The organism is Bradyrhizobium sp. 1200_D9_N1_1 (assembly GCF_052075915.1).
GTDB lineage: Bacteria > Pseudomonadota > Alphaproteobacteria > Rhizobiales > Xanthobacteraceae > Bradyrhizobium > Bradyrhizobium diazoefficiens.
In genome coordinates, this window is record NZ_CP197226.1 from 4656229 (window position 1) to 4674259 (window position 18031).

Here is an 18031-nt window from a genome sequence, read left to right on the forward strand (position 1 = left end):
GGAACTTCGGCGCAACCCTGATATTCGGACGGCCTGGGCCGATTGGGGTTGATCCGACCCCGATGGCGGCTATGGTCGCGCCGAAACGAGGGATTTGCCTTGAGCTCTTCGACGTCAGCGGCGCCGGTCGTCACCATTGGCAGGGTCAAATTCGGCAATGATCTGCCGATTTCGATCATTGCCGGGCCTTGCCAGCTCGAAAGCCGCCAGCATGCGCTGGAGGTGGCCTCCGCGCTGAAGGAGATCGCCGCGCGGCTGAACATCGGTCTCGTCTACAAGACCTCGTTCGACAAGGCCAACCGCACCAGCGCGTCGGCGGCGCGCGGACTCGGGCTCGCGCAGTCGCTGCCGATCTTCGCCGAGATCCGCTCCTCGCTCGGCCTGCCGGTGCTGACCGACGTGCACGAAGCCACGCAATGCGCCGAGGTGGCGCAGGCCGTGGACATCCTGCAGATCCCGGCCTTCCTGTGCCGGCAGACCGATCTGCTGCTGGCGGCGGCCGCGACCGGCAAGGTCGTCAACGTCAAGAAGGGCCAGTTCCTGGCGCCCTGGGACATGGCGAACGTCGTCACCAAGATCACGAGCGCGAACAATCCGAATGTGCTCGTCACCGAGCGCGGCGCCTCCTTCGGCTACAACACGCTGGTTTCCGACATGCGCGCGCTGCCGATCCTGGCGCGCACCACCGGTGCGCCCGTGATCTTCGACGCCACCCATTCGGTGCAGCAGCCGGGCGGGAAGGGGACGTCCTCCGGCGGCGAGCGCGAATTCGTGCCGGTGCTGGCGCGGGCGGCGGTCGCGGTCGGTGTCGCCGGCGTCTTCATCGAGACCCATCCCGATCCCGATAGCGCGCCTTCCGACGGCCCCAACATGGTGCCGTTGCGCGAGTTCGAGGGTCTGATCCGCAGGCTGATGGCGTTCGACGCGCTCGCAAAGAACCCGCGCTGATGCAGCAAGGCGAGGCGCGGCCGCACGATCACGGTCTGCCGGCCGCGCTCTACGTCATCTCCGGCGCCAGCTTCGCCGCGGCGTTGTCGGCGCGTGCGCTCGACCCGGTGCTGCCGCACGTCGCCGAGGATTTTGGCGTCAGCATCGCGACCGCCGCGGGCTTTGCCGCGGTGTTCGCTTTCACCTTCTCGATCATCCAGCCGATCGTCGGCGCCGCCGCCGATCTGTTCGGCAAGACGCGGCTGATGATCGGCTGCCTCGCGCTGCTCGGGCTTGCCAATATTCTCGGCGCGCTCTCGACCTCGTTTTCGGTTCTGTTTGCGACCCGCATCCTTGCCGGCATCGGCTCGGGCGGCGTGTTTCCGGTGGCGCTCAGCCTGACCAGCGATCTGGTCGGTCCGGAGAAGCGGCAGGTCGCGATCAGCCGCACGCTCGCCGGCGCCATGACCGGCAATCTGCTCGGTGCCTCGGCCTCCGGCCTGATCGGCGATTTCCTCGGCTGGCGCGGCGTGCTGGCGGTGCTCGGCGTGCTCGTGATCGTTGCATCGATCGCGGTTGCCGCCGGCTTTCGCGGCGCCAAGGTCAAGCATCCGCCGAAGACGAGCCTGTCGGCGCTGAAGGCCGGCTATCGCACCATCTTCACCAACCCCAACGCCTATGTGTGCTACTCGGCCGTGTTCGTCGAAGGCTGCTGCGTGCTCGGCCTGTTTCCCTATATCGCCTCGTTCCTGTTCGAGCTCGGCCAGACCTCGCTCTCGATCGCCGGCATCGTCATCGCGGGCTTCGCGGTCGGCGGCCTGTTCTACACGCTGACGGTGTCGCGCCTGCTGCCGTGGCTCGGCATGAAGGGAATGATGATCGCGGGCATGACGCTGGTGGCCTCGCAGCTCGTCGCCGTGGCCTTCGGTCCGCGCTGGGAGGTGCAGGCGCTGAATCTCATCGTCATGGGCTGGGGCTTCTACATCGCCCATGGCTGCCTCCAGGTGTTCGCCAGCGAGCTCTCGGTCGAGGCGCGCGCCACCGCGCTGTCGCTGCATTCGTTCTTCTTCTTCATGGGACAGACGGTCGGGCCGCTCGCCTACGGCTTCGGCCTGCAACACGCCGGCAAGGTGCCGACGCTGTTTGTGAGCGCCGCGATCATGGTGGTCCTCGGCATCGTCTGTGCTCGGCTGCTCAAGCCGCGTGCACCAGCCGACGCGCGCTGAGATTTTATTCGGTCCTTAAGGGGGATCGCCCCACCACGACACCGTCGGCTCCGTATACATGGCACACGAATTGCTTTTATTCTGGGCAAACCGAGGTGTGAGACCGTGGACACCCAGCCCATCCGTTTGCCCAGCGTAGCCGGCGCGACCCGGTCGGCCGGATATCCCACCAGGCCGCCACTGCGGCGTTTCCTGACCGATTGCCACGAGGAGTTCAGGGGCGACAGTTCGGGCGAGCTTGCCGATTACATTCCCGAGCTGAAGCGCGCCAACCCCGATCATTTCGGCATCGCGCTCGTCACCATCGACGGCCATGTCTACGAGGTCGGCGACAGCGCGGTGCCGTTCACGATCCAGTCGGTCTCGAAGGCCTTCGTGTTCGCGCTGGCGCTGGAGACGGTGGGCGAGGAGCGCGTCTCGGCCACCATCGGCGTCGAGCCGAGCGGCGAAGCCTTCAATTCGATCCGGCTCACCAACGACAACCGTCCCTTCAACCCGATGGTCAATGCCGGTGCGATTGCCTGCTCGGGCCTGATCTACGAGGTGGACGGCAAGGGTGCTTTCGAGCGTGTCCGCTCAAAACTCAGCGAGTTCGCCGGGCGCGAGCTCGGCGTCGACGAGGCCGTGCATGCCTCGGAGACCGCGACCGGCAACCGCAACCGCGCGATCGCGTGGCTGCTCCGCAATTACGCGGTGCTGCCGGATGACGTCGACGCGGTGCTCGACGTCTATTTCCGCCAATGCGCGATCCTGGTGACGGCGCGCGATCTGGCGGTGATGGCGGCAACTCTCGCCAATCGCGGCATCAATCCGGTGACGGGCGCGCAGGTGATCACGCCGCACATCGTCGCCCGCACGCTGTCGGTGATGACGAGCTCGGGCATGTACGACTATGCCGGCGAGTGGACCTATCGCGTCGGCATCCCCGCCAAGAGCGGCGTCGGCGGCGGCATCGTCGCGGCGCTGCCCTCGCAACTGGGACTGGGCACCTTCTCGCCGCTGCTCGACAATCACTTCAACAGCGTGCGCGGCTTGAAAGTCTGCGAGGCACTGTCGGCGCGGTTTGACCTGCACATGCTCAACCGCAATGCTGACGTCCGCACCAGCGTCATGGCGGATTACGACGTCTACGGCATCTCCTCGCGCCGCAGCCGCCAGCCGCACGAGCAGCAGATTCTCGACGAGCGTCACAGCGACATCCGCATCGTCGAGCTCGTCGGCGCGCTGAATTTCGGCACCATCGATTACGTCACGCGAAGACTGACCAGTGAGCCGCCGAACGCGCCGCTGTTGATCATCGATTTCCGCCGCGTGCCCGACATCACCGCGGCCGGTGCGGAGCTTCTGGGCGAGACGCTGACGGCGCTCGGCAATGCCAACGTCACCACGATTCTGTCCGGCCTCGAGGAGGCCTCCGCGGTCTGGGCCGCGATCGCCGCGCGCACGGGGGATCCACGCCGGCTGCGCCGCTTCGCGCTGCTCGACGATGCCATCGAATGGGCCGAGGACCAGGTGATCTATCGCTTCGGCGGCTTCACCGACGTGAAGGAGAGCGTGCATCTCGGCGAGCAGGCCTTGCTGGCCGAGCTCGACACCGACGAGATCGCCGCCATCGTCAAACTCTCGACCACGCGGCACTACACGGCCGGCCAGCGCGTCATCGCCGCCGGCGCGCCCGCCAATTCGCTGTTCTTCCTCCAGAGCGGCATGGTCAGCGTGAAGCTGCGGAGCGGCGTTCGGCTGGCCTCGCTCGGTCCCGGCATGGAGTTCGGTGAGATGGCGATCCTGGAGCGAACCCGCAGCGCCGACGTGTTTGCCGATACGCCCGTTGCCTGCCTCGAACTGCCGCTCGACAGCTTTGCCGATTACCGCCGGTTGCACCCGGAGACCGCGCTGAAGATCATGCGCAACCTCGCCGCAATCCTGGCGCGGCGGCTGGTGGCGGCCAATGCCAAGGTCGACCTGCTGAGCGCGTATTAGGAGGCCGGGCCTAATTCGCTCCACCGGCAGCGATCGGCTCCATGCCGCTCGCAATGATCGTGTCGCGAGCAGCGGGGGAGGCGAGGAACTTGATCAAGGCCCGGCCAGCCTCGGGCTCCTTCGAAACGGTCGCGATGCCGGCTGAGAAGATCGTGATCTTCTGCAATTCGCTCGGCAGCGGTCCGACGATATCGATGCCCTTCACCGGCTTCAATTCGCTGATCTGCTGAAAGCCCAGTTCGGCCTCGCCATGCGCGACGATCTCGCCGACCGGCGTGGCCGGAATCTTGCGCGCCTTGTCCTTCATGACATCGGCAATGCCAAGCTTGTCGAACATCTCGGTCGAGACGTAGACGCCGCTGGCGCTGTCCGAATAGGCGATCGTCTTCGCCGCCAGCAGCGCACGCTTGACGGCTTCCACCGAGCTGATGTCCGGCTTCGGCGCGCCCGACTTGACGGCAATCCCGATCGGCGATCTGGTCAGATCGACCTGACTGCCGGCAACGACCTTGCCCTTGCTGGCGAGGTCGTTGAGGGCATAGCCCACCATGATCAGGACATCGGCCGGCTCGCCCCGCTCCAGCCGGACCGGGATCGCATTGGTGGTGGTGCCCATCGAAGGCCCGAACGCGGTCAGCACCTTGTTGCCGGTGGCTTTCTCGAACTCCGGCACGAGCGCCTGATAGGCCGCTGTCAGACCGCCGGAAATCATCACCCGGACCTCGGCCGCGTCGGACGCGCCGGTCAGCCACAGGACGCCCAGAAGGCCCAAGGAAAGGTTCAGGACAAGGCCGCGAAATTTGTCTGATGTCGATTTCATCGTCGTTGGTCTCCAGCTAGCCCCGCCCGCGATAGGGCGCGACGCCTTGCTCCGGCACCCACAGGCCCTTCGGCACGCGGCCGGTCTGCCAGAACACGTCGATCGGGATGCCGCCGCGCGGATACCAGTAGCCGCCGATGCGGAGCCATTTCGGTTTGATCTCCGAGGCGATGCGCTTGCCGATCATCACGGTGCAATCCTCGTGGAAGGCGCCGTGATTGCGGAAGCTCGCGATGTAGAGTTTCAGCGATTTCGACTCCAGCAGCCATGGGCCGGGTGCGTAGTCGATCATCAGATGCGCGAAATCCGGTTGTCCTGTGACCGGGCACAGCGAGGTGAATTCCGGCACGGTGAAGCGCACCAGATAGTCGGTGCCCTTTTGCGGATTGGGCACGCGGTCGAGCTGGGCTTCTTCCGGGGTGTGCGGCCATTCGACCGCGCGGCCGAGCTGGAGGGATTTTTTCGCCATCGTCGTCACATCCTTTTGCGGATGCCGGGATGGACGCAATTGAAGCTGCCGTCAACCGGTCGCGATTGTCTGGATCATGACGATGCGGTCGTTGCCGGACTCGCAGCCCCAGAGCTCGCCCGGCCTGCCGTCGAGCTGGCGGACATTGGCATTCGGCTTGTCGCTGGTGAAGACGTTGAATTTTTCGGTCATGGGATCGAAGCGGACGATGGCATTGGCGGAAAAATCGGTCAGCCAGACCTTGTCCTTGTCGTCGACATAGACGGCGTAGGTGCGGGGGCGCTCGCCCGGCAGCTTCCAGGTCTTCCAGGAACCGTCAGCGGGATCGTGCACCGAGACATGGCCGCTGTTCCATTCGCTGACCCAGATCCGGCTCTTCGAATCCGACCAGACGCGCCGCGATCCCTGGCTCGGCGTTGGCGGCTCGGCCACATTGGCGTTGCCGGTCGCAAGATCGATCTTCGCGATATAGCTGCCGGCGAGCGAGGCGTACCAGACGTCGCCCTTGGGCGTCACGGTGATGCCGTAGGGGCCGACGCCCTTGGGCGCCCGGAACACGTCCATCTCGCCAGACTTCGGCTTGAGCCGGCCGTAATAGCCGGACTGTCCGGTGAACCAGTAGGTGCCGTCCTTGTCGAACACGCCGGTATTGAGATTGGCGGAGGCGAATTTCTCCGGCAGGCGGAACAGCGTGACCTTGAGATCGCCGGGATCGACCCGCGCGATCGCGTTCTGGCCGCCCTCGGTGATCCAGGGCGCGCCATCGGGACCGATCGTCACGCCGTGCGGCGCGGCGCCCTGGCCAAGGCTGACGGTCTTGAAGGTGCCATCCTTCGGATCGAGCCTGCCGAGCATGCCCTTGCCCTGCGCGGTGAACCAGACCGTGCCGTCGGGGGCTGGCGCGAGGTCGTGCAGGCCGATCCCGGCATTGATGGGGAAATATTTTGTCCGGAACGGGCCCTCCTGCGCAAAAGATGGGCGAACGGCGAGGAGGGCGGCGCTGGAAGCAAGAAACTGGCGGCGATTCATGGCGTTACCCCGACTGTCTAGGATTGAGGATGGACGCGCAGACCCAGTGTTCTCAAGCTTAGTCTTGGGGAATTCACGCGTCAGTCGAAGCTCGCCGTCCAAGCGTTCACATTTGCTTGCGCTCCGTGTAAGACCCGCGGCGAACCGATCAAACCTAACGAACGGAAGTGCAACATCATGACCGCCATCATCGACATCATCGGCCGCGAAATCCTCGACAGCCGTGGCAATCCCACCGTCGAGGTCGACGTCGTGCTGGAAGATGGCGCGCTCGGCCGCGCCGCGGTGCCATCAGGCGCCTCCACCGGCGCCCACGAGGCGGTGGAACTGCGCGATGGCGACAAGGCCCGCTATCTCGGCAAGGGCGTCACCAAGGCGGTCGGCGCCGTCAATGGCGAGATCTTCGAGGCCTTGAGCGGCCTCGATGTCGAGCAGCAGGCCCAGATCGACCAGATCATGATCGACCTCGACGGCACCCCGAACAAGAGCCGCCTTGGTGCCAATGCCATCCTCGGCGTGTCGCTCGCCTGCGCCAAGGCGGCTGCGAACTCGCTCGACATGCCGCTCTACCGTTACGTCGGCGGCACCTCGGCGCGACTGCTGCCGGTGCCGATGATGAACATCATCAATGGCGGTGTGCATGCCGACAACCCGATCGACTTCCAGGAGTTCATGATCCTGCCGGTCGGCGCGTCGAGCTTCGCCGAGGGCCTGCGTTACGGCGCGGAGGTTTTCCACACGCTGAAGTCGGAGCTGAAGAAGGCCGGCCACAATACCAATGTCGGCGACGAGGGCGGCTTTGCCCCGAACCTGCCGTCAGCGGACGCCGCGCTCGAATTCGTCATGAACGCGATCGGCAAGGCCGGCTTCAAGGCGGGCAGTGACATCGTGATCGGCCTCGACTGCGCCTCGACCGAGTTCTTCAAGGACGGCAAGTACGTCTATGAAGGCGAGGGCAAGACCCGTTCGATCTCCGAGCAGGCCAAGTACCTTGCCGACCTCGTTGCGCGCTATCCGATCGTGACCATCGAGGACGGCATGTCGGAAGACGACATGGACGGCTGGAAGGAGCTCACCGACCTCATCGGCAAGAAGTGCCAGCTCGTCGGCGACGATCTGTTCGTCACCAACGTCAAGCGCCTCGCCGAAGGCATCAAGGCGGGCCGGGCCAACTCGATCCTGATCAAGGTCAACCAGATCGGCACGCTGACCGAGACGCTGGCCGCCGTCGAGATGGCGCACAAGGCGGGCTACACCTCCGTGATGTCGCACCGCTCCGGCGAGACCGAGGATTCCACCATCGCCGACCTCGCGGTCGCCACCAATTGCGGTCAGATCAAGACCGGCTCCCTTGCGCGTTCCGATCGCACCGCCAAGTACAACCAGCTCCTGCGCATCGAGCAGCAGCTCGGCAAGCAGGCGCTCTATGGCGGCAAGGCGGCACTGAAGGCGCTGGCCTAACGCGCCTCGCCGAGCCAATTCTCCGGCGTCACGTTAGCTTGATCGACGCTCAGTCGCATGCGCGTTGACGCCGGATGGTTGTCGTGATGTGCTCATACACCTTAAAGGTGAGGCTCTTTCTTTATTTCATTTTCTAGCAATTTGACGTTCCGCGCGCGTCAGGCGCGGAAGCGCCGGTGCTTTGCCTCGCCCAACGCGGAGCGCCAAAATGACCAGATTGCGAGCAACCCGAGCCGTCAGCACGGATGGAACCGTTACCGTTCAGGCCAGCGGTCAATTGATGGACGACTACGTCTACGCCACCGATCTGACCGGCGAGACGGATCTGACGGCGATACAACAGGCCGACGGCAGTTACAGCCTGCTTTACCTCGGAGCGACCGGCAACATCATGTCGCTGCGCCGGGACCCTGACAGCGATACGGGCTGGAGCGAGGAGGTGGTCGATGCCACCCTTCAGCCGAGCCAGGTTGTCGGCGGCATCGATGCCAGCGGCAGGTTCACGGTCTTTGCCGTCGGCTCGAATGCGGCGGCGCCCGATGTTTATGTCATGACGCGCCAGAGCGGGGGAAGCTGGAGCGCGCCGCAGCCGATCGCACCGGACGGCTCGGTGCCTGTGTTCATGCAGGCCAGCAAGCTTGCGGCCTTTGCAATCGCGGGCAAGCTCGAGCTGTTCGCGTTGCTCAGCCCCTCGCCGGGGTCCAACGGCCAGTCCAGCCTGTGGCGCATCGGCTGGGATTCGGCCGCTCCGAGCTGGCAGTACATCGCCGATACCGACCAGACCATCATCGAGAGCTGCACCGTCGAGGACATCGATTGTCTCTTGTTCGCGAACACCGCCGAGGCGACGCCCGTCGCGCTGGATCTGTTCACCGTGGCGGCTCCCTTCACGGCAACCGCAACATTGCTGGCGGCGAACATCGTATTCCGCTCGCTGGCCGTTGGTTCGCAGGCGGACAACAATTCGGCGGTGTTCATTGCCGATCCCGGTGACATGACCGATCGGCCGCAGATCCAGTATCTCGACGGTGGCAATCCGGACGCCGGCTTCGTGGTCGTGGATTCCACGATCAAGGCGACCGCTCTGGCGGTTGCGAGCGCCGGCGCCAATCCATTGGCGCTGTTTGCGCTCGATGACAGCGGCTCGCTGCAATTCATCGCGACGCCGCCGTCGGACACCAAATTCGACTTCTTCCTTCGCCTGAGGAACATCCTGACTGCGCGGGGGACGGAGGGCGATGCGGAGCTGGTTGGTTACGTGCCCACAAAGGGCCTGATGCGGATGTGGCAGAGTCCGCCGGACGATCCGGCTTCGCCTGACGGCAGCAAGGGCGGCTGGAATCAGGAGCCGATTCAGTATCCGCCGCTGACCCGCAAGCTCGTCGAGCAGAAGACCTATTCGACGACGCTGACTTTCTATGACGCGAATGGCGTGACCCTTTCCAACGCCAAGGTCGCGCTGAAATCGACCGAGATCATGAGCGCCTCGATCGCCGGGCAGGTCGTGACCCTTGGTCCGGCGCGGGCCCTGACGTTCACGACCGATGCGTCCGGCCGCCTGCGGGTCACGACGGAGACGCGGTCGCTGAATGCCGTGGGGCTGAGCGCCAGGCTGCCGGACCTGATGATGGACGGCGGCGATTTCGCGGTGACGCCCAATTATGATGTGCAGGAACGGCTGCGCAACATCACGACAGCCCAGGTCAAGCAGCTCGTGCCGAGCGAGTTCGCCGGCGATGCCGATCAAATCCGGCTGGCCGTCACGGAAGCGATGGCCAACATCCATGACGGGCCGGTTGCGTTGGTGCGGGCGCGCATCAATGCCAGGGACGACCTTCGGCTGCCGCTGCCGATGCGCGCGCAGCCCCGGCAACCCTTTCGCTTCACCGTTGCCGGCGGGCGGGCCGTCTTCAAGACTCTCACCGATGCGGAGGCGGACGCCGCCATCGCCGAGATCGCGGCGTTGCGCACCAGTCCGGATTTTGGACTCCTCGACTTCTTCGAGGACGCGATCGAGGCGATCGGCAATGCGTTCGAGACCGCGGTCGATGCGGTGTACGACTACGTCATCAAGCCGATCGCCTCCGGTTTCGAACTCGCCATCAACTCGGTGGCGGACAAGCTCAAGATCGTCTGGAACGGCATCGTCGACACCGTGGAAAGCGCGTTCCGCTTCGTGGAAACCGTCTTCAACGCGGTCAAGACGTTCTTCGTCGGGCTCTACAATTTCTTTGCCTGGCTGTTGAGCGATGCGCGCAAGGACATCTGGGCCACCAAGCGGAAGTTCGAGCGGATATTCAGCCAGGGTCTGGTTTCGCTCGCAGGCTTTGCCGCCGACGGCGGCAAGGTCAGTCACAGCTTCTTTGAGACCATGGAAGGTACCGTCAAGCAGGCCTTTGCGGGGATCGAGAAGGATCTCGGCAAGATCGATGCGGATGACGGGATGGATGCGCCGTCCGGCGTGAGCACGTTTCTCGAAATCATCGAGGACAGCGCAAGCGTCGCCAACTGGCTGATGGACAAGGTTTCGTTCGGCAGCCTCATCAGCCTTGGCATCAATATCCCGTCGGCGATGGTGCAGGATGCGATGGCTCTCATCTCGCGGGTCCAGTCGACATTCGCCACCGAGATCGCGAAGCTCATCCAGGCAAGCATGAAACGCTTGCGGGCGCTGGCAACCAGCACGTCGGAGTTCGGCAAGGTGCTGCTCGCCACGATCCTCGGCGAGGTGAAAGACCTGATCCTGGCCGTTCTGCGCGTCCTCGATGGACTGGTTCAATCCGTTTTGAACTTCTTCGCCAAGGATCTCGTCGCGCTCAACACCGCAGTGTTCGGCGCCTCCATCAATAACTTCGTCATTCAGGCGCTCTACGATCTGATCAACCCGGGGTCTTCGGAGGATCTGACCGTCGTCGGCCTCGGCTCGCTGCTCTGCGCTTTCGTTGCGACCACGCTCTATCGCATCATCTTCGAGGATTCTCCGTTCTCGCTCGAACAAGCCGAGCAGGGCGTTGCGTCGAGCAAGAAGGAGATCGGCGTTCTGCTGATCCTGTCCGGCCTCGTTCAGGCGACGGTCTGGTGCGTCGCCGACGTCGGGCTCGATGTCGGATTGTTCGACAACCCCCCTGCCTGGCAAGCGCTGGCCGTCGTGATTCTCGGCCCGACCTTGATCCAGTTTCTCGCCTGGCCCGGAGGCCCGTTCGCAAGGCTTGCGTTCGACACGCCGGTCAACAAGGCCACCTCGGCGGCCTGGCTGTCCGGGTTCGGCAATATCGCGTTCAAGTTCTTGTGGGCCATCGCCCACAAGTTCAAGGATGGTCCGCGCGGCTCGTTCCCGGGATCTTGCGCACTGAGTGCCGGCGGCATCCTGTCCTTGGCGATGAATGCATGGATGCTCTTCGAGAAGGAAAGTGCAGGCACGGCGCGGGTGTCGGAATGGGTTGCCGGCGCCGCCGGACCATTGTCGGCGATCGCAAAGCCCGCCAAGCACACGCTTGATCCGCTCGATGCCCGCATTTTCCTCGGCGTCGTGGATATCGTCAGCGACGTCAGCGCCGGAATCGCCAAGATCGTCCACGGCAAGGAGATCATCGATTCGGAGCAAGGGACGACGCTGACTGCAAGGCGCGTCTCGATGGGCTCGGCCTAGGTCACGGGCCGCGCGTCCGGAGGGACGCTCATACTGCTCGAATTTCGCAAACTGATTTTCACCCAGGCTGTTTCATCAGAGGATATTTTCATGCCCGCACTCTCGGATCCGACCTTGCAGACCAAAGGCAGGCTTACTGTCGGCCTCAACCTCGACAACAACGCATCGTACATCAGCAGCGGCGCGGTGAACGGACTGAAGGTGACGGCCGGAGCGCTTGCCTACGGGCCGCCCAACGAACCTCCGCCGCCGTGGAAGCCGGGCAAGCAATACTGGTCCGGAAACGGCACCGCGTTCGGCGCCCAGGGAATGGTCCCGACGACCTACGGCTACACTTACCAGGCCGGCATCTACCAGCCACTGTACATCAGCGACATGAGCAGCAATGCCGTGATGACCGGGAAGACCTATGTCTTCACGTTCTCGCTGGGAGCCGAATGGATTCAGCTCTACCTCAGGGTCACTGGCGGGCCCGACGGAGCTACGGTTTTGCCCGGCTTCGGACTTTGGAGCCTTGGCAGCAACCCGCACGCCTGGACCTACGTGACGCCAGAGGCCTTCACCGGCGAATGGATGATCGGGCTCCTCAGTCCGGCCTGCTTCAACATCGTGTGGCTTTCGGTTGAATATGCACCGCCCAAGGATTACGGCGGCGGTCTGCCGGAGGCGCGGCTATGCTTCAAGGTATCGGGGCTGTCGCCGACCAATGCATTTGCGTATTCGACGGATGTCGATCTCGGCGGCCCCCGTCCGCTGGGGCAGGACATGCCGATCGGACTTCAGCATCTGCATCCGCGCAGCCAGCCGCACATCCTGCAGCGCGAATCCGCCGTTCCCGTCGGCTAGGCTTCCTGTTCAATCAGTTGCTGCGCGGCGAGCCGGAACTTGGTAAGGAGGCCGCCTATCCGGGCGCGTCGCGCTGCAATGCCTGGGCCTGAGGCCATGAGTTGGTCGAGGGCCCAAGGCCTCGCTGACGCTCCTGCATCAAGGGAGGATCGACATGAGCGATGGCGAAACCGGACTGCAACTGCGTTCGCTGATCAAGAAGAGCGGCGAGCTGGAAATCTCGCTTCTCGACGTGCCGACCCCCGAGCCCGCCGAGGACGAGGTGGTCGTCCGCGTCGAGGCGGCGCCGATCAACCCGTCCGATCTCGGTCTGCTCGTCGGCGCGGCCGACATGAGCACGGCGAAGCTCTCTGGCACAAAGCAGGCGCCCGTCATCACCGCGAAAGTGCCTGACGGTGCGATGCGCGCGATGGGCGCGCGGCTCGACCAATCCCTGCCGGTCGGCAATGAAGGTGCCGGCGTCGTCATCAAGACCGGCTCGTCGGATGCCGCGAAGGCGCTGATGGGCAAGACGGTCGCGATGATCGGCGGCGCCATGTACTCGCAATACCGGACCCTGAAGGCGAGGGACTGCCAGCCATTGCCTGACGGCACGACGGCGGCGGAGGGCGCGTCCTGGTTCGTCAATCCGCTCACCGCGCTCGGCATGACCGAGACGATGCGGCGCGAAGGCCACAAGGCGCTGGTGCATACCGCTGCCGCCTCCAATCTCGGGCAGATGCTGAACAAGATCTGCATCAAGGACGGCATTCCGCTCGTCAACATCGTGCGCAGCAAGGAGCAGGCGGAGATCCTGAACAAGATCGGTGCCAAATACGTCGTCGATTCCAGCGTGCCGAGCTTCCTCGACGATCTCACGGCCGCGCTGGTCGAGACCGGCGCCACAATTGCCTTCGACGCCATCGGCGGCGGCAAGCTTGCCGGCGACATCCTCAACTGCATGGAAATCGCGATCAACAAGACCGCCAAGGAATACAGCCGCTACGGCTCCAGCGTGCACAAGCAGGTCTATGTCTACGGCGCGCTCGATATCCGCCCGATCGAACTGCCGCGCGGCTTCGGCATGGCCTGGGGCGTCGGCGGTTGGCTGCTGACCCCGTTCCTCCAGAAGATCGGTCCGGCCGACATCGGACGGCTGCGCCAGCGCGTCGTGAACGAATTGAAGACGACCTTCGCCAGCCACTACACCAAGGTGGTCTCGCTTCCCGAGGCGCTCGATCCCGCCAACATCGCGGTCTACGCCAAACGGGCCACCGGCGAAAAATTCCTCATCAACCCGAATAAGTCGTGACGAGCGATGGCGTCCAGGCCTGATCGAATTTATGCCTGAGCCGTGGGGCGAATAACGATCTCGCCGACGTCCACGCTATCCGGCTGCGCTATCGCGAAGGCCATCGCCTCCGCGATTGCGCTCGCCGGAATGGCCATCGCCTTCATGCTTGCCTGTCCTTGCTCCCGTAACGCGGAATCCGTCATGGAGGACGGCAGTTCGGTGTCGACATAACCGGGTGAGATGGTCGTCACGCGAAGGGACGGGCCGACCTCCTGACGAAGTCCTTCGGAAATCGCCCTGACGGCATTCTTGGACCCCGCATAGACGGCCATTGTCGGAACGATCTTGAGGCCGGCGGTCGACAGGGTGTTGACGAAATGGCCGAAGCCCTGACGACGGAACACGGGCAGGGCCGCGGCGATCCCGTAGAGCACGCCCTTCACGTTCACGTCGATCATGTCGTCCCAGTCGTCGACCCTCAGATCGTCCAGGAGCGAAATCGGGGCAATCCCCGCATTGTTGATCAGGACGTCCAGCTTCCCGTATCGATCCGTTGCCAGTCCGACGAGCCCGGCGACATCCTCGCGTTGCCTGACGTCGGTGACGAGGTACGACGCCTTTCCGCCCTTTGACGCGATGCTCGCGGCCAGCATCTCCAGCCGGTCGGCGCGCCGTGCGCCGAGGACCACGATGGCGCCACGTTCCGCGAGATGCCGGGCGGCGGCTGCGCCTATTCCGCTGCTGGCGCCCGTGATGGCGATGACTTTGCCTGCGATGCCCGTCATAGATGTTCCATGCAATTCGTTGCGATGAACTTCGCATCGAAAGCGAGGATGATCTATGCTCGAAGTGCTCGAAAATCGTCGAGATCGGATCAAGCTTTGGACACACCCCCGGATAGGCACGAGACCTCGGGCAACACCTCGGACCCGCTGTCTCAGGTCTTCTCGCTCCTGAACGTTCGCGCTGCGCGTTGCACGAGGTTCGAGGCGGGCGGCAATTGGTCGTATCGGTTCCCGGCCAAATCCGCCCTGAAGTTCGGCGCGGTCATCCGAGGTGATTGCTGGATCGATTTCGGTGACGAAGCCCATCATCGGCTTGTCACCGGCGACTGCTTTCTTCTGGCCAATGCACCAGCCTATGTTCTGGCCAACGACCAACGCCTTGCTCCCGAAGACGGCATAGCGGCGTTCGATTGGAAGCAGTCGGATGTCGCGCGTCACGCGGGCAGCGATACCGTTCTGCTTGCCGGCAGTTTCGGTTTCGAAGCGTCGGACGCCGGATTGCTGCTCGATGCGCTTCCTCGCTTTCTGCTCATACCGTCGCGCAGCCCGTCGGCCCCCATCATTCATTCCACGCTCGGGATTCTCGACCTTGAAATCAGGGGGACGGGAATCGGAGCGGCCGTACTCACCGACAGGCTTGCCGACGTCCTGCTCGTCCAGGTGCTCCGCGCGGCGCTGGATCAGAGTGCCGGCGAGGGTTTGGGATGGATCAACGCGCTGGTCGATGCCAGGATCGGCAAGGCAATCAGGCTGATGCACGAAAACGCCGCTCACCCCTGGACCCTGGAAGCATTGGCCGACGCGATCGCCATGTCGCGATCCGCGTTTTCTAAGCGGTTTAAGTCGCTGGTGGGGCAGGCGCCGCTCGACTACCCTCTTCGATGGCGCATGCGGCTTGCACGCGATCAGCTACGACGTGGAGCGACCGTTTCGGCAACCGCCGCACAGCTGGGATACTCGTCGGAGAGCGCGTTCGGACATGCCTTCAAACGAGTCTACGGCCGTGCACCGAAGCGGTACTGGCGTGGACAGGCCACGGGCGAAAAATTCCCCAACGCCCCAAATAAATTATCGTGATCTGCGACGGCACCTCACCGAAGGAAGGTCTTGCCTTCTGAGCGAAGCGGGGGATTATTCCGCCGCTATTGAAAGCGGGACAACCGCAAGCAAAGAAGGGGACACTTCCATGACTGATCTGAATCGCCGCCACTTGCTGGCGGGCGCGGCCGCTGTGGGCGCGGCTGCCGTTACCGGGCTCGGACCGATCACTGCTCGTGCCTCAGTGCCGCCAAGCGGGACGCAGGCGCCGGGCTTCTACCGCTACAAGGTCGGCAGCCTTGAGTGTACCTCGATCAACGACGGCGCGCGCACCTTCCCGATGCCGGACAAGTTCGTCGTCAACGCGCCCAAGGACGAGGCGCTCGCGGCCGGCGAGGCGGCCTACATGCCGAAGGGCATGGTCACGGTGCCGTTCAATCCGCAGCTCATCAACACCGGCTCCAAGCTCGTCCTGATCGATGCCGGCAACGGCGCCGCCAATCTCGAGCCCAGCAAGGGCGCGGTCGGCCGCACCCTGCAAAACCTCGCGGCCGCCGGCGTCGATTCCAAGAGCATCGACGTCGTGCTGCTCTCGCATCTGCATCCCGATCACACCAACGGCATTCGCCTCGCCGACGGCGCGCTCGCGTTCCCGAATGCGGAGATCATGGTGCCGGGCAAGGACTGGGAGTTCTGGACCAGCGAGGACAACGCCGCCAAGGCAGAGTCCAACGCGATGATGAAGAACTACTTCGCCAACGTGAAGAAGACCTTCGCCGGCCTCGAATCCAAGGTCACCAAGTACGAGTGGGGCAAGGAGGTCGCGCCCGGCATCACATCGATCGCGACGCCCGGCCATACGCCCGGCCACACCTCGTTTGCGGTTGCATCCGGCGATGCCAAGGTGCTGATCCAGTCCGATGTCACCAACATTCCGGAGTTCTTCCTGCGCAATCCGGACTGGCACGTGGTGTTCGACACCGATGCCGCGTTGGCGCAGCAGACGCGCCACAAATTCTACGACATGGCGGCGGCCGAGAAGGCGACGGTGATCGGCTTCCACTTCACCTTCCCCTCGGTCGGCCACGTCGAGAAGGACGGCGCCAAATATCGCCTGATCCCGTCGGCCTGGAATCCGACGATCTGATCGGTGGACGTTTGTGCGAAAGATCGGGCCGCCGCTTGGCGGCCTGATTGTTTGGGACGACGGTTTCAGAAACTCAATGTTTCCAAATCGGACCGGTTCATGCACTTGCATCCATTGGTCCGGATCGCTTAAGTGCCGCCCGGCACTCCCGCTCAAGTTCTGAGGACACTCCATGGCCTACAATATCGTCGTGATCGCCGGCAGCCTGCGCAAGGACAGTTTTTCGCTGAAGATCGCCAATGCGCTCGCCAAGCTCGCGCCGGCCTCTCTCAAGCTCGAGGTCATCACGCCGGCGGGCATCTCCTTTTTCAACCAGGACCTCGAGGGCGCGCCGCCCGCGGACTGGCTGGCCTTCCGCGAAAAGCTCCAGAAATCGGACGGTGTCCTGTTCGTCACCCCGGAATACAATCGCGCCATCCCGGGCGTCCTCAAGAATGCCATCGACGTCGCCTCGCGCCCCTATGGCAAGAGCTCGTTCAACGGCAAGCCGGTCGGCATCATCTCGAACTCGCCGGGCCCGCTCGGCGGCGTCAGCGCGGCCAAGACGCTCCAGAACATCCTGCCGGGCATTGCCGGCCCGATCATGCAGCAGCCCGAGACCTACCTGAACGCGGTTGGCGACGCCTTCGATGCCGAGGGTAACCTCGCCAAGGACGCGCTCAAGACCGTGCTCCAGGCCTATATCGACGCCTTCACGGCCCACGTGGCCAAGCATCACGGCTGAGGCTGAACAACCTTGTCATTCCGGGGGCGGCTCGAAGAGCCGAACCCGGAACCTCGAGATTCCGGGTTCGATGCTGCGCATCGCCCCGGAATGACAGTTTGCCAAGATTAGCGCTCCCTTAACCAAGCTGCCCCATCTTCCCAAGATGGTCTCCCGCGCGCGCCTCAAATCGATCCTGACCGGTCTTGCCCTCTATGCGATGGCGGCTGCCATCGTCGGCTATTTCGGCGTCAACGCCTATACCGGCAAATACGGCCTCAACGCCCGCCAGGAACTCGACCAGGAGATCATCGCGCTGACGAGCGAGCTGGCCCAGCTCAAGCGCGAGCGCGCCAGGAGCGAGCAGCGAGTCTCGCTGCTGCGTTCGGCGAGGATCGATCCAGACATGCTGGACGAGCGGGCACGTTTCCAGCTCGACTATGTCAATCCGCGCGATCTCGTTCGGATGATCCCGCCGAACTAGCGCCTGCGCGGGTTTCGAAACTGGTATCGAAAGCCGGCGCCGGGTCCGGCCGCCTCCTGCAAAGGTCGCAAGACCGCAGTTGCCTTGCCGCCTTGACGTAGCGGCGCCGGCGGGGGCATGGCTTGTGCGGCGCGCTGCTCCCCAGGATTGACAGAGATCAATCAGGCCGCGCCGGCACGCCGTAGATTGCCACC

General features: G+C 64.1%; 15 protein-coding genes. 11 read left to right on the forward strand and 4 right to left on the reverse strand.

Going from position 1 to position 18031, the window contains the following annotated elements:
- The first annotated feature begins 99 nt into the window (after positions 1 to 99).
- The 3 genes from kdsA (at position 100) to glsA (ending at position 4133) form a co-directional block, all read left to right on the forward strand.
- Entirely contained in the window at positions 100 to 948 is an 849-nt protein-coding gene (gene kdsA, locus AB5K84_RS22425) for a 3-deoxy-8-phosphooctulonate synthase (RefSeq protein ID WP_011087568.1), read from the forward strand.
- Positions 948 to 2153 carry an MFS transporter gene (locus AB5K84_RS22430; protein ID WP_011087567.1) on the forward strand — a complete coding sequence of 402 codons (1206 nt, stop codon included), beginning with the start codon at positions 948 to 950 and terminating at the stop codon, positions 2151 to 2153. Before kdsA ends, AB5K84_RS22430 begins: the two co-directional genes overlap by 1 nt.
- 105 nt (positions 2154 to 2258) lie before the next feature.
- Entirely contained in the window at positions 2259 to 4133 is a 1875-nt protein-coding gene (gene glsA, locus AB5K84_RS22435; protein WP_011087566.1) for a glutaminase A, read from the forward strand.
- A gap of 10 nt (positions 4134 to 4143) precedes the next feature.
- On the opposite strand, the gene AB5K84_RS22440 is transcribed toward glsA, so the two are convergent.
- The 3 genes from AB5K84_RS22440 to AB5K84_RS22450 are packed head-to-tail and all read right to left on the reverse strand — an operon-like array spanning position 4144 to position 6451.
- Positions 4144 to 4953, reverse strand: a complete 810-nt coding sequence (locus AB5K84_RS22440) for a substrate-binding domain-containing protein (protein WP_011087565.1) — start codon at positions 4951 to 4953, stop codon at positions 4144 to 4146.
- A gap of 16 nt (positions 4954 to 4969) precedes the next feature.
- Positions 4970 to 5422, reverse strand: coding sequence for a preQ(1) synthase (queF, locus tag AB5K84_RS22445; RefSeq protein ID WP_038967228.1), 453 nt, complete (start codon positions 5420 to 5422; stop codon positions 4970 to 4972).
- Positions 5423 to 5473: 51 nt separating this feature from the next.
- Complete coding sequence (locus AB5K84_RS22450) at positions 5474 to 6451, reverse strand: hydrolase (protein WP_011087563.1); 978 nt, start codon at positions 6449 to 6451, stop codon at positions 5474 to 5476.
- 177 nt (positions 6452 to 6628) lie between these two features.
- Here AB5K84_RS22450 and eno point away from each other — a divergent pair, with 177 nt between their 5' ends.
- The 4 genes from eno to AB5K84_RS22470 all read left to right on the forward strand — a co-directional run bounded on the left by eno (position 6629) and on the right by AB5K84_RS22470 (position 13698).
- Complete coding sequence (eno, locus tag AB5K84_RS22455) at positions 6629 to 7912, forward strand: phosphopyruvate hydratase (protein ID WP_011087562.1); 1284 nt, start codon at positions 6629 to 6631, stop codon at positions 7910 to 7912.
- Positions 7913 to 8120: 208 nt separating this feature from the next.
- The gene (locus AB5K84_RS22460) at positions 8121 to 11561 is read left to right on the forward strand and encodes a hypothetical protein (protein ID WP_011087561.1); all 3441 of its coding nucleotides are present in this window, start codon (positions 8121 to 8123) and stop codon (positions 11559 to 11561) included.
- 90 nt (positions 11562 to 11651) lie between these two features.
- Positions 11652 to 12407, forward strand: coding sequence for a hypothetical protein (locus AB5K84_RS22465; RefSeq protein ID WP_011087560.1), 756 nt, complete (start codon positions 11652 to 11654; stop codon positions 12405 to 12407).
- A gap of 154 nt (positions 12408 to 12561) precedes the next feature.
- Positions 12562 to 13698, forward strand: a complete 1137-nt coding sequence (locus tag AB5K84_RS22470; protein WP_011087559.1) for a zinc-binding dehydrogenase — start codon at positions 12562 to 12564, stop codon at positions 13696 to 13698.
- A 29-nt stretch (positions 13699 to 13727) separates the two neighbouring features.
- On the opposite strand, the gene AB5K84_RS22475 is transcribed toward AB5K84_RS22470, so the two are convergent.
- Positions 13728 to 14465 carry an SDR family oxidoreductase gene (locus AB5K84_RS22475; RefSeq protein WP_011087558.1) on the reverse strand — a complete coding sequence of 246 codons (738 nt, stop codon included), beginning with the start codon at positions 14463 to 14465 and terminating at the stop codon, positions 13728 to 13730.
- A 9-nt stretch (positions 14466 to 14474) separates the two neighbouring features.
- Between AB5K84_RS22475 and AB5K84_RS22480 the strand changes: the two genes are divergently transcribed.
- The 4 genes from AB5K84_RS22480 to AB5K84_RS22495 all read left to right on the forward strand — a co-directional run bounded on the left by AB5K84_RS22480 (position 14475) and on the right by AB5K84_RS22495 (position 17837).
- A complete protein-coding gene (locus AB5K84_RS22480; RefSeq protein ID WP_441232641.1) occupies positions 14475 to 15542 on the forward strand; it encodes an AraC family transcriptional regulator in 1068 nt (355 codons plus the stop codon).
- A gap of 109 nt (positions 15543 to 15651) precedes the next feature.
- The gene (locus AB5K84_RS22485; RefSeq protein WP_011087556.1) at positions 15652 to 16650 is read left to right on the forward strand and encodes an MBL fold metallo-hydrolase; all 999 of its coding nucleotides are present in this window, start codon (positions 15652 to 15654) and stop codon (positions 16648 to 16650) included.
- 172 nt (positions 16651 to 16822) lie between these two features.
- A complete protein-coding gene (locus tag AB5K84_RS22490; protein ID WP_011087555.1) occupies positions 16823 to 17374 on the forward strand; it encodes an NADPH-dependent FMN reductase in 552 nt (183 codons plus the stop codon).
- 145 nt (positions 17375 to 17519) lie between these two features.
- Positions 17520 to 17837 carry an FtsB family cell division protein gene (locus AB5K84_RS22495; RefSeq protein WP_011087554.1) on the forward strand — a complete coding sequence of 106 codons (318 nt, stop codon included), beginning with the start codon at positions 17520 to 17522 and terminating at the stop codon, positions 17835 to 17837.
- Positions 17838 to 18031: the final 194 nt, after the last annotated feature.

What these genes read in the sequence shown, in the direction of transcription:
- AB5K84_RS22480 (WP_441232641.1), top strand. Translation starts at nt 14,475, where the DNA reads ATGCAATTCGTTGCGATGAACTTCGCATCGAAAGCGAGGATGATCTAT.
- AB5K84_RS22495 (WP_011087554.1), top strand. Translation starts at nt 17,520, where the DNA reads ATGGTCTCCCGCGCGCGCCTCAAATCGATCCTGACCGGTCTTGCCCTC.
- AB5K84_RS22465 (WP_011087560.1), top strand. Translation starts at nt 11,652, where the DNA reads ATGCCCGCACTCTCGGATCCGACCTTGCAGACCAAAGGCAGGCTTACT.
- AB5K84_RS22440 (WP_011087565.1), bottom strand. Translation starts at nt 4,953, where the DNA reads ATGAAATCGACATCAGACAAATTTCGCGGCCTTGTCCTGAACCTTTCC.
- queF (WP_038967228.1), bottom strand. Translation starts at nt 5,422, where the DNA reads ATGGCGAAAAAATCCCTCCAGCTCGGCCGCGCGGTCGAATGGCCGCAC.
- AB5K84_RS22475 (WP_011087558.1), bottom strand. Translation starts at nt 14,465, where the DNA reads ATGACGGGCATCGCAGGCAAAGTCATCGCCATCACGGGCGCCAGCAGC.
- AB5K84_RS22485 (WP_011087556.1), top strand. Translation starts at nt 15,652, where the DNA reads ATGACTGATCTGAATCGCCGCCACTTGCTGGCGGGCGCGGCCGCTGTG.
- AB5K84_RS22470 (WP_011087559.1), top strand. Translation starts at nt 12,562, where the DNA reads ATGAGCGATGGCGAAACCGGACTGCAACTGCGTTCGCTGATCAAGAAG.
- AB5K84_RS22450 (WP_011087563.1), bottom strand. Translation starts at nt 6,451, where the DNA reads ATGAATCGCCGCCAGTTTCTTGCTTCCAGCGCCGCCCTCCTCGCCGTT.
- AB5K84_RS22460 (WP_011087561.1), top strand. Translation starts at nt 8,121, where the DNA reads ATGACCAGATTGCGAGCAACCCGAGCCGTCAGCACGGATGGAACCGTT.
- eno (WP_011087562.1), top strand. Translation starts at nt 6,629, where the DNA reads ATGACCGCCATCATCGACATCATCGGCCGCGAAATCCTCGACAGCCGT.
- AB5K84_RS22430 (WP_011087567.1), top strand. Translation starts at nt 948, where the DNA reads ATGCAGCAAGGCGAGGCGCGGCCGCACGATCACGGTCTGCCGGCCGCG.
- AB5K84_RS22490 (WP_011087555.1), top strand. Translation starts at nt 16,823, where the DNA reads ATGGCCTACAATATCGTCGTGATCGCCGGCAGCCTGCGCAAGGACAGT.